The following is a 14,217-nucleotide window of genomic DNA, read 5'->3' as shown; positions in this document are numbered from 1 at the left end:
AACAGCCCGGCTAAGGCCGGGCTGTCTTTTTGTTCGCTCGTCGGATTAGCTGCGGGAGGCTGCAGTGCGGGCCTTGGACTTTGCTGGCTGGCGCTTTCTCTTAGGAGGCAGGTCGTCGTCGGCTTCTGCGTTGGTGAGATGTTTTTCCATGGCTGCGCGGCTGGTGCGCGAGTTGCCGCTGCGGATGGCTCGGTAGATGTCGCGATGGAATTTTGTTGTTACGTGCAGATCGGCGATCTGTTCCGTAGCGGAATGCCGCACCTCGTAGAGCGCTCCGGTCAGGCTTTCCATGATGGCTGCCAGAATGGAATTGCCTGCGGCCTGGGCCACGATGCGATGGAAACGTACATCGTGAATGAGGTACTCCTGTGGCTGGTCAACGGAAGCTTCCATCTCTTCCAGTTCTTCGGCCATCTGCTGCAGGTGGCGCTCCGTGGTGCGCTCTGCCGCAAGCGATGCGATGTGGCCTTCGAGGATGCGTCGTGCTTCAAATAGCTGATGGATGTCGTAGCCGTGAAGGGCATCGAGAAACGGCAGTGATGCCGCACCGAACTGCGTTGGAGCCTCGGAAATAAACGCGCCTACACCATGACGCACCTGCAGCAATCCCATGGCTGCGAGATAACCCAGGCCAGAGCGCAAGCTGGAACGGCTGATGCCGAGTGTCGCCGCGAACTCGCGTTCGGGCGGCAGTTTGTCACCGGGCTTCCAGGTGCCATCCTCTAGCGCCTCGCGAATGCGTTCCACCACGCGCATGGCGATCTGGCGGTCGGCGGCTGGTAGACGGGTATTGACGTTCGTCATGGTCAGCACCCATTCTGCACACAGAACGAGGCATTGGGAAGCTGAATGTGGTCAAAAACGTTTGACAGTGGCTGAAGAGCAGGCGTACACATACAGAGTGGTCTGACCACTTGCAGCCTGATATCTTTATCGAAGCGTTTTTATAAAGGGCGTGCCAACAGCGCGCAAATCACTGTAAGCTTGTCCGGCATATCTGAACGCCCTTTTTCGGAGCGCGAGTGAGCCCCTTGGAACCGACTGCAGACCTGTCGCCCGGCCAACGCCGGACGCACGTGGGGAATGTCCGCTGGACAATCTGCGCCATGCTGTTTGTGGCAACCACGATCAACTATATGGACCGCCAGGTCCTTAGCCTGTTGAAGCCCACGCTGCAACACAGCATTGGCCTGAGCGAAGAAGGTTACGGCAACATCATTGCGATGTTCCAAGTAGCCTATGCCGTTGGCCTGCTGGGCGTTGGACGCCTTATCGATAAGGTGGGCACGCGCCTGGGCTACAGCCTGGTGATGGCTGTATGGAGTATGGCCGCGCTGGCGCATGCTTTTGTCAGCACGGTGACGGGTTTTGGTGTTGCGCGTATTGCACTTGGTCTTGGCGAGTCTGGTAACTTCCCTGCTGCAATCAAGACGGTTGCCGACTGGTTTCCGCGCAGTGAACGTTCGCTGGCTACGGGCATCTTTAATGCCGGTGCGACTGCAGGCGCGATCATCTGCCCGCTCACGATTCCGTGGATCACCATTCATTACGGCTGGCATGCCGCGTTTCTTTTCACGGGATTGATTGGTTTGCCGTGGATCATCTGGTGGTGGTTCTACTATCGCAAGCCGAAGGAACACCCGACGCTTACGGGCGAAGAGCTTCGCCACATCTATGAAGAAAACGCGGAGCAGATGGATGCCGCGAATATTCCGTGGCTGAAGCTGCTGACGTATCGCCAGACGTGGGGCATTGTGCTGGGCAAGGGCCTGACCGATCCCATCTGGTGGTTCTATCTGTTCTGGATTCCGGGCTATCTGGATTCGCGCTTTCATGTTGATCTGAAGAATCTTGGATTGCCCATCATCGTTGTCTATCTGACTTCAACTGTGGGTGGCATTCTGGGCGGCTGGCTACCTGCGCTGTTTGAGAAGCTTGGACTGCATGGTGCGAAGGCACGCTATGGTGCGATGTTCTTCTGCGCACTGTTCTCGTTGCCCATGCTGTACATCAGCCACGTGAACGACATGTGGACGGCAGTAGCGCTGCTGAGCCTGGCAACCGCTGGACATCAGGGTTGGAGCGCGAATGTGTACACGTGCGCTTCTGACGTTTTCCCGAACAGCGTTGTTGGTTCTGTGGTGGGTCTGGCTGGCATGGTGGGTTCCATTCTTGGCACGCTGCTATCGGTTGAGGCAGGACGCATTCTGCAATTGACCGGCAGCTACAACACACTGTTTATCCTTGCGGGTTCCATCTACATGGTGGCGTTTGTGTGCCTGCAGATTTTTGCGCCCGGCCTGCGCCGAGCGGACGTACCTGTTAACCCGGAGAGGTTGGGAGCATGAAACATCCTTTGAGTCTTGAAGGCCGTGTTGCGGTCGTAATTGGTGGAACCAGTGGTATTGGCCGTGCGATGGCAATTGGCCTGGCACAGGCTGGTGCCGATGTGGTGAGCACCGGTCGCCGCGCTGAGCAGGTGAATGACGTTGCTGCAGAGATTGAAGCAGTGGGCCGCAAGACCATTCGCCAGACTTGTGACCAGACAGACCGCGCACAGATTGAAGCCCTGCTGGCTGCCGTGCTGAAGGAGTTTGGCAAGGTCGATATTCTGATCAACTCGGCAGGCATTATCAAGCGCCAGCCTACGCTGACGTATCCGGAAGCGGAGTGGAACCAGATCATGGACACTAACCTGACCGGCATGCTGCGTAGCTGCCAGGTGTTTGGCAAGCAGATGATTGAGCAGAAGTATGGTCGCATCATCAACATTGCTTCTCTGAACAGCTTTGTTGCGTTGAGCGAAGTGGCGGGCTATGCAGCCAGTAAGGCTGCTGTGCTTTCGCTGACACGCTCACTCGCTGTTGAATGGTCAAAGCATGGCGTGACGGTGAACGGTATTGCGCCGGGTGTGTTCCGCACTGAGTTGAATGCGGCTCTGCTGGATGGTTCGCCGCGGGGACAGGAACTGCGTATGCGCTGCCCGATGGATCGCTTTGGTAAGACGGAAGAGCTTGTGGGTGCAGCGATTTATTTGGCAAGCGACTCGGCCAGCTTTACCAACGGACACACGATTGTGGTGGACGGTGGATTTCTTGCAAGTGGTGTGAATCAGTAATCGTTACGTAAGAACGTGTTCAATCATTGCGCCGGATGCATCAGCGCTGACAACAAGAGCTAAAGGCTAAGAGCTGAATAGCCGGGAGAGGAAACATGCAGCTACCTAAATTTTCGCTCGGTATGGGCGATCGTTTCGCACATCAGGCAAAGGCGCAGTTGCAGGCATGCATCATGGCCGCTGAGGCCGGTGCGGATATTACGCCGGTGTGGAACAAGTCGAACCGCGAACATTTGATTATTGGTTCTGAGCCAAGCCAGACGCGCGCTGCGATTGATGTTGCCGTGAAGGAGCTGGGTTGGACGAAGCCATACTTCGCTGATGCGGATCACATCAATCTGAAGACCTATGAGCGCTTTGTTGCACCGTGCGATTTCTTCACGCTGGATGTCGCAGACAACATTGGTCAGAAGAGTGATGAGAACGAGATTGCGCAGTTTGTGGAGCGTCATCCGGAACTGATGGGTGAGATCACCATTCCGGGGATTGAGAAGCCATTCTCGCTGGACAAGGCGTTCGTTGAGAAGACTGCGAAGACCTTCCTGGCTGCTGTGCAGGAAGCTGCTGCGATCTACAAGGCAGTGGTGGCGAAGAAGGGATCTGAGGATTTCGTTGCGGAGATCTCAATGGATGAGACCGACAATCCACAGACGCCGCCGGAGCTGTTGATTATTCTTGCGGCAATTGCGGATGAGAAGTTGCCGATCCAGACAATTGCTCCGAAGTTCACAGGCCGTTTCAACAAGGGTGTGGATTACGTAGGGAATGTCGCACAGTTTGAGAAGGAATTCCGCGAGGACATTGCGACCATTGCTTACGCAGTGAAGACGTATGGTCTGCCTGCGAATCTAAAGCTGAGTGTGCATTCGGGATCGGATAAGTTCAGCATTTACGAGCCGATTCGCAAGTCGTTGAAAGACACGGGCGCGGGCGTACATGTGAAGACGGCTGGCACGACGTGGCTGGAAGAGTTGATTGGCCTTGCGGAAGCCGGTGGCGATGCGTTGGCGCTTGCGAAGGAAGTGTACGCAGAAGCATTTGCGCATGCGGAAGAGCTTTGCGCTCCGTATTCCACTGTGATCGACATCAAGACGGAAAACCTGCCCACGCCGGAGACGGTGAACGGATGGACGAGCGAGCAGTATGTTCGTGCGTTGCGTCACGTTGAAGGCGATCCGCAGTACAACCCGGACCTGCGCCAGCTATTGCATGTTGGCTTTAAGGTGGCGGCGAAGATGGGCAATCGCTACATTGATGCGCTGGAAGCGAATGAAGAAGTTGTGGCGCGTAATGTAACGACGAATCTTTTTGACCGTCATATCAAGCACTTGTTCCTGGGATAGATGGAACCTCTTTCTCCGGCGTTTCGTATTGCCGAGAAAGATCAATAAGTTTTGGAAGCGCGGCGTTCGCCGCTGAGGGAAGTCATCGTGGCCTGGTTTACCGTACAAGCACCGCACGTATCGGACGCACAGATTAAGGAAGCTTGCGACCGTCTTTTGAGTGAAGCGCGCACACGCATCAACAAGGATCTGAAGCGCGTTCTTTTGTTGCCGCCGGATCTTACTCGCGCACACTCTGGAGCTGGCTGGATCACCGAGTATCTTTACAACGCGCTGCCTGACGCGCATGTGGAAGTTATCCCCACGCTGGGCCAGCATGTGCCGCACACTGAGGCGGAGAACAAGTGGATGTTCGGCTCGATTCCGAACGATCGTATCTTCCCGCATGACTGGCGCAACGGCGTTACCAAAGTTGCGAACATTCCTGCTGCGATGGTGAAGGACACCACCGATGGCGCTGCGGACTGGGATATCCCGGTTGATCTGAATAGCAAGCTCATTGATGAGCAGTGGGACCTGATCATCAACGTGGGCCATGTTGTTCCGCATGAAGTGCTTGGTTTTGCGAACCACAACAAGAACTACTACATTGGTCTGGGCGGCAAGGACACCATCTGCGCATCGCACATTGCGGCCGCGGTGTATGGCATTGAGAACAACCTTGGCTGCCTGATTACGCCGCTGCGCGCCTGCTACAACTGGAGCGAAGTCGAACATCTGCAGAACCTGCCGGATGTTTACCTGCAGATTGTGATGCAGCGCGATGCGGACAACAAGCTGGTGACCAGCGGCATCTTTGTGGGCGACGATCTGGACACGTATCTGCAAGCTGCAAAGCAGAGCCGCGAACAGAACATTACGCTGTTCGATAAGCCGATCAATAAGGTTGTTGCCGTGATGCAGGCGGATGAGTTCCGCGCGACGTGGGTGGCGAACAAGGCTGTTTATCGTACGCGTATGGCGATTGCCGATGGTGGCGAGTTGCTGATTATTGCGCCAGGTGTGGAGCGCTTTGGTGAGCAGCCGGAAGTGGATGCGCTGATCCGCAAGTATGGCTACAAGGGAACGCCGCGCACGCTGGCTCTGTACAAGACGGAAGCTGACATGCAGGAGATTCCGCATGGTGTGGCTCACCTGATCCACGGCAGCAGCGAAGGTCGTTTCCACATCACGTATGCACCGGGTCATCTCACGAAGGAAGAGATTGAGCAGGTGGGTTATGGTTACGCGAACTGCGAAGAGATGCAGAAGCGCTATGACCCCGCTGTGATGAAGGAAGGCTGGAACACGATGCCGGATGGCGAGGAAGTGTTCTACATCAGCACGCCTTCCGCCGGTCTGTGGGCCACGAAGGAAAAGCTGGATAACCCGTCGCGCAAGGATCTTTCGCGCGATCTGCCTGAGGCCAAGTAACGATGGATACTGCACTGGCGCAGCTTCGTGAACAGTTGCATACGGAGTTGCGCCGGTATGAACGTATGGCCGTGGCATACAGCGGCGGTGTGGACTCCGCGTATCTCGCATGGGAGGCGTACCAGGTTCTTGGCGACAAGATGGTTGCCGTGATTGCTGATTCGCCTTCATTGCCGCGTACGCATCTTGCTTTTGCGATGAAGTTTGCAGAAGACAACAACATTCCCTTGCGGGTGGTGCAGACCAGCGAGATGGATCGCGCGGAATATGTGCGTAACGATGGTGCGCGCTGCTTCCATTGCAAGGACGAATTGTTTCTCACGATGGAACGCATGCTGAGCGAGACCGGCATTACGACGATTGCTTATGGTCGTAACCGCGATGACAGTGGTGATTTTCGTCCGGGGCAGCGTGCGGCTGCGAATCATCATGCGGTGGCTCCGCTTGCCGATGCTTCGCTGGGCAAGCAGGAGATTCGCGCGCTCGCGCAGCATTTTGGATTGGAAGTTTGGGATCGTCCTGCGTCCGCGTGTTTGTCTTCGCGGCTGGAGTATGGTCGCCCTGTGACGGCGGAAGCTTTGCGACAGGTGGAAGAGGCGGAAGAGGCTTTGCTTGCGCTTGGGTTCCGGCAGCTTCGTGTGCGGCATCATGGCGAATTGGCACGTGTTGAGATTGAACGTGGAGAGCTTGCGAAGGCTTTGTCGCTGGATATGCTTTCGCAGATCACTGCAGCGGTGAAGGCTGCGGGATTCACGTACGTCACGCTGGACACGGAAGGCTATCGCAGCGGCAGTATGAATGCCCTGCTTTCCATTGATTCGCTGTTGAAGGCTAATCATGCAGCGTGATGCACTTCTTCATCTGCTGCGTGAACTGGAAGCAGGCAAGCTAACCGCGGAACAGACTGCGGACAAGCTGGCTTCGCTGCCTTTTGAAGACCTTGAGTTTGCGAAGGTGGATCATCATCGTTCGCTTCGCAGTGGTCTGCCGGAAGTGGTGTTTGCTGCGGGAAAGACGTCTGAAGAGACCGCCGCTATTCTTGCGCGTATTCATGCCAGCGGGACGCCCGCGTTGGCTACTCGCGCGGATGCCGCTGCGTTTGAAGCGACACAGAAGCTGGTTCCCGATGCGAAGTATCACGCACGCGCACGCTGCATTACCTGCGGCGACGGTGCGAAGAAGAGTGGCGGACGCGTTGCCGTTGTCTGCGCAGGCACAAGCGATCTGAATGTTGCGGAAGAAGCCGCCATTACTGCGGACTTCTTTGGTGCGACGGTTTCACGATTCACGGATGTTGGTGTGGCGGGATTGCATCGTCTGCTTGCGCATTTGAATGCGATTCGTGAAGCGGATGCGGTGATCTGCTGTGCGGGTATGGAAGGCGCGTTGCCTTCTGTTGTTGGCGGGCTTGTTGCCGTGCCAGTGATTGCGGTGCCTACGAGCGTTGGTTATGGTGCGGCCTTTGGTGGTGTGGCGGCGCTGCTGGGCATGTTGAATAGTTGTTCGCCCAACATCACGGTGACCAATATCGACAACGGTTTCGGCGCTGGTTACGTGGCTACGTTGTACGCAAACCGCGCCGTGCGTTAGGGTTGATTCGACTCTTCCGCACACGAGGCTGCCGTTTTGAACGCATTTGCAACCAAGGAGCGCAGCCTTCGCGCGCATCAGGGCATTACGCTTGCTTTGCTGTTTACCGCAGGCATCGTGAACTTCTTTGACCGCTCCTCACTGTCTGTTGCGAATACTGTTGTGCGGGGTGAGCTGCACCTGAACAATGCGCAGATGGGTTGGCTGCTGTCTGCCTTCTCGTTGTCGTATGGGTTTGCGCAGCTTGGGTTGGTGGCGTGGCTGGATCGGCTGGGAACGCGTGTGATGCTGGGCGTTGGGCTGGCGGTTTGGAGCCTGGCGCAACTGCTGACTGGGTTCGTTACGTCGTTCCCCGTGTTCATCATTCTGCGCATCTTGTTGGGAGCAGGTGAAGCTCCGTTTTATCCCAGTGGCATTCGTAGTGTGCGGGAGTGGTTCAGCCGCGGGACGCGCGGACGCGCTACAGCGCTAATGAGTTCTTCACAGACATTTGGGCTTGCTGCTGCGCCTCCTTTGCTCACGCTGTTGATGCTGCGCATCGGTTGGCGTGGCATGTTTGAGGTGCTGGGCGGTGTGGGACTGGTCGTTGCACTGCTCTGGCTGCTGCTGCATCGCCCACGTGCGGCGACGATGTACAGCGATGAAACGCTGACCGTGATTCCGACAGGCAGTGTCTATCGTGAATTGCTGACGCAACGCACGGTGTGGGGCATGATGCTGGGCTTTGGCGGTGTGAATTACACCGCGTGGCTCTACATTGCGTGGCTGCCGGGATATCTGCAAACGGAGCGACATCTGTCGTTATCGCAGAGTGGATGGCTTGCGGCGATTCCGTTTCTTGCTGGTGCGTTTGGCATGTTGGCCAGCGGCTTTCTTGCGGATGCATTTGCTGCACGCGGTTACAAGCTGACGTCCATTCATCGCACGCAGATCATTGTCGGCATGGTGCTGAGTGCAGCCGCGTCGTTCTTCGCGTCGCATGCGTATTCGTTGCCCGCTGCGGTGATCAGCATCAGCGTTGCGTTTGGGTTTATTCAGTTTGGCGGCACCAGCGGATGGGGCTATGTGCAGGCGGTTAGTCCGTCGCATCTGGTTTCTGCGTTGGGTGCTTTGCAGAACTTTGCCAGCTTCCTGATTGCGTCGGTCGCGCCCGTTGTCACCGGGATGATCGTGGATCGCACGCACAGCTTTACGCTGGCGTTTGCGGTTTGCTCTGCGGTGACGCTGCTGGGTGCGTTGAGCTATGCCACGCTGGGTTCGCCCAGCGGCATGAAGATTGAAGAATAGCCGTTCGAACTAAGTAAGCGAGCGCAGCAGCTTGTTCACATCAGAGCGATAGGGCATGCCTGTCTGCGCCCCGGTTCGTGTGATGGAGAGTGCCGCGGCGGCGCAAGCGAAGCCCGCAGCTTCTACCGGCGAGCGGCCTTCGGTGAGAGCGACGGCGAAGGCTCCGTTGAAGCAGTCGCCCGCGGCGGTGGTGTCCACGGCGCGAAGGTCGGGTGAGGGAACGAACGCCGGGGTTGGCACGTCTGCACCCGCCAGGTACACACCGCGTGGGCCGAGTTTCAGGATGACGTTTCGCGCGCCCAGAGCCAGTAGTCGCTCGGCGGCTTTGGCTTCTGTCATGACTGTAGTGCGGCCCAGCAAGGTGCGTGTCTCTGATTCGTTTGGCGTGAGCCAGGTTACGGAGCGCAGCAGTTCCAGCGGAAGCGGCTGAGCGGGTGCGGGGTCCAGAATGAGGGGGATTTTCGCCTCTCGGCACTCTTGCGCCAGCGCGGTGATGGTCTCCAGCGGCGTTTCCAACTGCGCCAGCACGATGGAGGCTTTGCGGATTTGGTTGCGGGCAGCAGCGATGTCCGCGGGTTGCAACGTGGCGTTGGCCGCGGGCGTGACGACGATACTGTTGGTGCCGTCTGCCGCCACGGTGATGGCGGCCACGCCGCTGGGGCCTTCCACGGTGACGACGGTGGAGGTGTCAATTCCTTCCACGATGAGGGCGTTTCGCAGCACTTCACCGAAGCTGTCGGCTCCGACCCGGCCGATCATATGGACGGCGGCCCCGAGTCGGGCGGCGGCTACGGCTTGATTGGCGCCCTTGCCCCCGGGAATGGTGGCAAAACTGCTTCCCAACAGCGTTTCACCCGGTGTTGGGATACGGTCCACGGTGCTGACCAGGTCCAGATTGATGCTTCCGACGACAAGGATGACGCTCATGCTGCCTCTTTCATAGCACGCGGCAATGATTTAGACGGCGAAAAGCGTGGGGATTATTCCCGATTTAGAATGAGAAATGGATACTTTGGCGCGGAACCCGGCGCGCCAACCAGACAGGAAAACGTGGCAGAGATCAAGAACCCTAATCAGGGAGGCGGCGGCTCGCAGAGCAACACCACCTTCCTCGTAATGTTGGTCGTCATGTTCGGCGTGTTTGCCGGGCTTCAGTTCTATAAGTCGAAACAGAAGCAGCCACTGCAGCCGCCTACGGCGCAGACACAGAGCCAGAGCGCGCCGGTAAGCGCGCCCACCGGCAGCAAAGCTGACTTCAATGCAAACGCCGTGCAGGCTCCTGCAGCCAGTGGCGCCAGCAACACCGTTTCTGCCGCGGCCGAACAGACCACGACCGTTGAGAACGAGCTATACAAGATCACCTTCAGCAACCGCGGTGCGGAAGTTCGCTCGTGGGTTCTGAAGAAGTTCAAGAGCCGCTACGGCGCTCCGCTGGACCTGGTGAATGCGAAGGCGAGCCACGAGTTTGGCTTCCCGATGTCGCTGCATACCTATGACGCGGGCACCACGGCTGGCCTGAAGCAGGCTCTCTTCGTTCCTTCCGCGACGGGCAACCTGACCGCTCCGCAGACCCTGACGTACCACTACACACAGGGCAACGTGGATGTGACCAAGACCTTCAGCTTTGACAGCACGTACGTGCTGAAGGCGACGGTCAGCGTGAGTGTGAATGGATCGCCGGTGCGCGCTCTGCTGGCATGGCCTGCTGGCTTTGGCGACCAGGAGCAGGTGCTGGATTACAACGGTTCGCGCATTGAGACGATGAAGGACGGCAAGGCCGAACACATCGAGTTCAAGAAGGTTTCTGGCGGCGAAACGCTGAACGCTCCCCTGCAGTATGCGGGCACGGCGGATGGCTATTTTGCTGCCGTCTTCCTGCCGGACAACGCTGGTTCGGCAACGGCAGTTATGCTGCACAACACCATCGACGTGAACAAGCTGCACCGCGATGGCACAGTTTCTGAAAAGGCTGTGGACGTTCCAGTTGTGGGCATTGCTGCAGGCAGCACGGAAAACACCAGCAGCATGCGTGTGTACGTTGGACCGAAGTCCGTGGATGTCCTGAAGGGCATCAAGGTTTCGGGATCGAGCGAAACGCTGGAGCCTGTTGTCGACTTTGGTTTCTGGGGACCGTTCGCGAAGGCGCTGTTCCTGCTGCTGAACTGGATTCACGATCACGTTGCGAGCAACTGGGGATGGGCGATTGTGGTGCTCACGATCGTTGTGAACATTGTGATCCTGCCGTTCCGCTACCAGACCATGAAGAGCGGTTTGAAGATGCAGCGCATCCAGCCGCAGATGGACGCCATCAAGGCGAAGTATGCCAAGTACAAGGTGACTGATCCGAAGCGTGCAGATATGAACGCCGAGATCATGGCGCTGCAGAAGGACAACGGCGTGAACATGTTTGGCGGTTGCGTACCCACGCTGCTGACGTTCCCGCTGCTGTTTGCCATGCTGGGCATGCTGCCCAAGGTGGTGGAGTTGCGTGAGGCACATTGGTTCTGGCTGCATGACCTGACGGTGGCCGATCCGTACCACATCCTGCCCATCGTGATGGTGCTGACGCAGTTCCTGACGCAGTTCTATATGCCGGCTCCGGGTATGGATCCGCAGCAGCAGAAGATGATGGCGTTCACGATGCCGCTGTTCTCCGGATTCATTACGTGGAACTACTCGTCGGGTCTGGCGTTGTACTGGTGTGTGGGTAACATCATCATGATCCTGGCGCAGTTCGCCATGAACCAGACGAAGGAAGGCCGCGAGATGCGCGAGCTGGCTGCGAAGCGTGCCCGCCGTAAGGCGGGTCAGCCACGGACCATCCAGGGCAAACGGTAATCCGGACAGGTACGCATGAAATGTGCAACTGAGATTGCCTCTCATGCGTACCTGTCAGAGACACCCTAAAATTTTTAATCTCACGGGACGGCAACCGCTATGCGGCGACGATCCCGAAAGAAGGAAGAACGCATTCACATGCAGGATCTGAAGACCGCAGCCCAGCAGACCCACGATTTTCTGAAGATGCTGACCACAACCGGCGGATTCAAACTCCGCTTCCGCATTGTGGCTGGCGCAGGCGCCGCTGACCCGGATGGGTTGGAGGACCGCCTGATCTATGTGGAGTTGAGTGGCCCGGATGAGCAGATGCTGATCCACCGGGACGGGGAACTGCTGCGCTCGCTGGAGCATGTGTGCGCGAAGATTCTGCGGCTGGAGCCGGAAGAGCATGATCGCATCAGCTTCGATGCGTGCGGCTACAAGGCAGAACGCAATCGCGAGATTCTGGACCTGGCGGAAGAGGGGATTGAGGCCGTAAAGAACAGCCGTAAGCCCTATCGCTTTGAACCCATGAGCAGCCGCGAACGCCGTATGCTCCACCTAGCGCTGAAGAAGGCTGAGGGGCTGCGTACGGAGTCCAGCGGCGAAGGACCGAATCGGTTTGTGGTTCTGTATCCCGAAGGCTGGCAGGCACGCGAACGCGATGACCGCGCCGCGAAGATTCGCGAACGCTTCCGCCGCCGGTAGGCCAAAGGACATCTCATTGATACGAACGCAGCGTTTTCGCTGCGTTCTTTTCTTTTGCGGGGGTTTGCGGTCTGCTAGGCTCATCTGCATGCGAATTACGCCTGCCCTGTTGCTTGCCTGCACAGCTGTTTCTGTGTGCGTGTCACTTCCTGCTCAGACTTCCGTTGCGGACCGCACGGCCGCGCAGAATGCGCTGTTTGAGGAGTACTTCCAGAACGGGCTGAAGCGCAATCCTACTGGCGCGACTTCGTTCGGCGACTATCGCTACAACGATCAGTTAGGCGACTATTCGCTTGCCTCGATTCAGCGTGACCACGCCGAGAACGATGATTTTCTGAAGCGGCTGAAGGCCATCTCTACGGATGGCATGAGCGACACAGACATTACTTCGCATGCGCTGCTGCAGGATCGACTGGAGCGCGGTGATGTGAGCTATGAACTGAAGAACTATGAGATGCCCATCAATCAGCAGAACGGTATTCACACCGGGTTGGCTGATCTGGCGCTGAGCATGCCGTTCGATTCGGTAAAGCACTACGAGGATTACGTTGCACGTTTGAAGCAGATTCCGCGCGTGCTGAGCGAGACCACGGACGTAATGCGCATTGGACTGAAGGATGGGCTGATGCCGCCGAAGGTCATCACGGAGAAGCTCGCAGGACAGTGCGACGGCGTGGTGAAGGCTAATCCATTTCTGTTGCCTACGAAGAAGTTTCCGGCCAGCTTCAGCGAAGCTGACAAGACGCGGCTGACGCAGGAGATCACGGATGCTGTAAACAACGATGTGTTCCCTGCGTACGCAAAGTTCTCTGCGTTTCTGCGCAATGATTACGCGCCGAAGGGACGCGAGGCGCTTTCGATTGAATCGCTGCCGGATGGCAAGCGCCGTTATGCGGAAGCTGTGAAGCAGATGACCACGCTGGACATTACGCCTGCAGCGGTTCATCAGCTTGGCCTGGATGAGGTGAAGCGCATCACTGCAGAGATGACGGTGCTGTCGAAGAAAGCGGGATACAAGGACCTGGCGACGTGGCGCGCTGTGATCAATGCCGATCCGAAGTGGAAGCCGAAGAGCGAAGAACAGATCGTGGAAGACTTCCGCAAGTACATTGCGCAGATGGAGCCGAAGTTGCCGGAGCTGTTCGGCCTGTTGCCGAAGTCGCCTGTGACTGTGGAACCCATCCCTGACTTCGCCGCAGCGGAGGCTACGCACTACAACGCAGGTACGCCGGATGGGAAGCGTCCAGGACGCGTTGTGGTTGCGGTTGCGAATCCGACGACACGCACGCTGGTGCTGGATGAAGCGGTTGCGTATCACGAGGGCGTGCCGGGACATCATATGCAGATCAGTATGGCGCAGCAGTTGAAGGGATTGCCGAAGTTCCGCCTCCGTGGCGGCTACTCAGCGTTTAGCGAAGGCTGGGCGCTATATGCGGAGGAGCTGGGTAAGGAAGTCGGTTTCTATCAGGACCCTGTTAGCGACTACGGCCGACTGAACAGCGAGCTGTTTCGTGCGGTGCGTCTGGTTGTGGACACTGGCATTCATGACAAGGGATGGACGCGGCAGCAGGTGATTGATTACATGCACGCCAATGATGTGAACGACGCGCTGGCGCAGACGGAAACCGACCGCTACATTGCATGGCCGGGACAGGCGCTGAGCTACAAGATGGGTCAGCTTGAGATTCGCAAGCTGCGTGAGAAGGCAAAGGCGAAGCTGGGCGCGAAGTTCGACATCAAGGCGTTCCATGATGAGGTGCTGAACGGTGGCGCACTGCCGTTGACCGTGCTGGATGCACGTGTGTCGAAGTGGATCGACGAGCAGGCTAAGTAGCTTCGTCAGAACAACAAGTTTGCAAGGGTTGCATCCGGTACACAGTGTGTACAGGTGCAGCCTTTGTGATTTTGCGTTTGAGTGGTTTCGTTGGAGAGTCACTA

The 14,217-nt window shown here is 57.4% G+C and carries 12 protein-coding genes; 10 read left to right on the top strand and 2 right to left on the bottom strand.

The window, feature by feature from the left end; genetic code table 11:
* Window positions 1-45 precede the first annotated feature (45 nt).
* Complete coding sequence (locus tag BLT38_RS18440; protein ID WP_083346499.1) at window positions 46-804, bottom strand: FadR/GntR family transcriptional regulator; 759 nt, start codon at window positions 802-804, stop codon at window positions 46-48.
* Between the two features lie 218 nt (window positions 805-1,022).
* On the opposite strand from BLT38_RS18440, the gene BLT38_RS18435 reads away from it, so the two are divergent.
* The 7 genes from BLT38_RS18435 to BLT38_RS18405 all read left to right on the top strand — a co-directional run bounded on the left by BLT38_RS18435 (window position 1,023) and on the right by BLT38_RS18405 (window position 8,751).
* Window positions 1,023-2,348, top strand: coding sequence for an MFS transporter (locus BLT38_RS18435; RefSeq protein ID WP_231966615.1), 1,326 nt, complete (start codon window positions 1,023-1,025; stop codon window positions 2,346-2,348).
* Window positions 2,345-3,118, top strand: a complete 774-nt coding sequence (locus tag BLT38_RS18430; protein ID WP_083346498.1) for an SDR family NAD(P)-dependent oxidoreductase — start codon at window positions 2,345-2,347, stop codon at window positions 3,116-3,118. The genes BLT38_RS18435 and BLT38_RS18430 overlap by 4 nt, the downstream gene beginning before the upstream one ends.
* A 95-nt stretch (window positions 3,119-3,213) precedes the next feature.
* Entirely contained in the window at window positions 3,214-4,461 is a 1,248-nt protein-coding gene (locus BLT38_RS18425) for a tagaturonate epimerase family protein (protein WP_083346497.1), read from the top strand.
* 87 nt (window positions 4,462-4,548) lie between these two features.
* Entirely contained in the window at window positions 4,549-5,874 is a 1,326-nt protein-coding gene (locus tag BLT38_RS18420) for a lactate racemase domain-containing protein (RefSeq protein ID WP_083347189.1), read from the top strand.
* A 2-nt stretch (window positions 5,875-5,876) separates the two neighbouring features.
* The gene (gene larE, locus BLT38_RS18415; RefSeq protein ID WP_083346496.1) at window positions 5,877-6,722 is read left to right on the top strand and encodes an ATP-dependent sacrificial sulfur transferase LarE; all 846 of its coding nucleotides are present in this window, start codon (window positions 5,877-5,879) and stop codon (window positions 6,720-6,722) included.
* Window positions 6,712-7,464, top strand: coding sequence for a nickel pincer cofactor biosynthesis protein LarB (larB, locus tag BLT38_RS18410; RefSeq protein WP_083346495.1), 753 nt, complete (start codon window positions 6,712-6,714; stop codon window positions 7,462-7,464). Before larE ends, larB begins: the two co-directional genes overlap by 11 nt.
* Before the next feature lie 36 nt (window positions 7,465-7,500).
* The gene (locus tag BLT38_RS18405; protein WP_083346494.1) at window positions 7,501-8,751 is read left to right on the top strand and encodes an MFS transporter; all 1,251 of its coding nucleotides are present in this window, start codon (window positions 7,501-7,503) and stop codon (window positions 8,749-8,751) included.
* 9 nt (window positions 8,752-8,760) lie between these two features.
* On the opposite strand, the gene rbsK is transcribed toward BLT38_RS18405, so the two are convergent.
* A complete protein-coding gene (rbsK, locus tag BLT38_RS18400) occupies window positions 8,761-9,678 on the bottom strand; it encodes a ribokinase (RefSeq protein WP_083346493.1) in 918 nt (305 codons plus the stop codon).
* Between the two features lie 123 nt (window positions 9,679-9,801).
* Between rbsK and yidC the strand changes: the two genes are divergently transcribed.
* From yidC to BLT38_RS18385, 3 genes are all read left to right on the top strand, one after another.
* Window positions 9,802-11,589 (top strand): membrane protein insertase YidC, encoded by a 1,788-nt coding sequence (gene yidC, locus BLT38_RS18395; protein WP_083347188.1) that lies wholly within the window; start codon window positions 9,802-9,804, stop codon window positions 11,587-11,589.
* A 99-nt stretch (window positions 11,590-11,688) separates the two neighbouring features.
* On the top strand, window positions 11,689-12,279 hold the full coding sequence (locus BLT38_RS18390) for a protein jag (RefSeq protein ID WP_231966614.1): 591 nt from the start codon (window positions 11,689-11,691) through the stop codon (window positions 12,277-12,279).
* 88 nt (window positions 12,280-12,367) lie between these two features.
* Window positions 12,368-14,113: a DUF885 domain-containing protein gene (locus BLT38_RS18385; protein ID WP_083346491.1), complete on the top strand. Its 1,746-nt coding sequence runs from the start codon at window positions 12,368-12,370 to the stop codon at window positions 14,111-14,113.
* The last annotated feature ends 104 nt before the right edge of the window (window positions 14,114-14,217 follow it).

The organism is Terriglobus roseus (genome assembly GCF_900102185.1).
GTDB classification, from domain to species: Bacteria; Acidobacteriota; Terriglobia; order Terriglobales; family Acidobacteriaceae; genus Terriglobus; species Terriglobus roseus_A.
This window is presented reverse-complemented; position numbering and strand designations above follow the sequence as displayed.

What these genes read in the sequence shown, in the direction of transcription:
- BLT38_RS18440 (WP_083346499.1), bottom strand. Translation starts at nt 804, where the DNA reads ATGACGAACGTCAATACCCGTCTACCAGCCGCCGACCGCCAGATCGCC.
- BLT38_RS18430 (WP_083346498.1), top strand. Translation starts at nt 2,345, where the DNA reads ATGAAACATCCTTTGAGTCTTGAAGGCCGTGTTGCGGTCGTAATTGGT.
- BLT38_RS18425 (WP_083346497.1), top strand. Translation starts at nt 3,214, where the DNA reads ATGCAGCTACCTAAATTTTCGCTCGGTATGGGCGATCGTTTCGCACAT.
- larE (WP_083346496.1), top strand. Translation starts at nt 5,877, where the DNA reads ATGGATACTGCACTGGCGCAGCTTCGTGAACAGTTGCATACGGAGTTG.
- larB (WP_083346495.1), top strand. Translation starts at nt 6,712, where the DNA reads ATGCAGCGTGATGCACTTCTTCATCTGCTGCGTGAACTGGAAGCAGGC.
- rbsK (WP_083346493.1), bottom strand. Translation starts at nt 9,678, where the DNA reads ATGAGCGTCATCCTTGTCGTCGGAAGCATCAATCTGGACCTGGTCAGC.
- BLT38_RS18390 (WP_231966614.1), top strand. Translation starts at nt 11,689, where the DNA reads ATGCGGCGACGATCCCGAAAGAAGGAAGAACGCATTCACATGCAGGAT.
- BLT38_RS18385 (WP_083346491.1), top strand. Translation starts at nt 12,368, where the DNA reads ATGCGAATTACGCCTGCCCTGTTGCTTGCCTGCACAGCTGTTTCTGTG.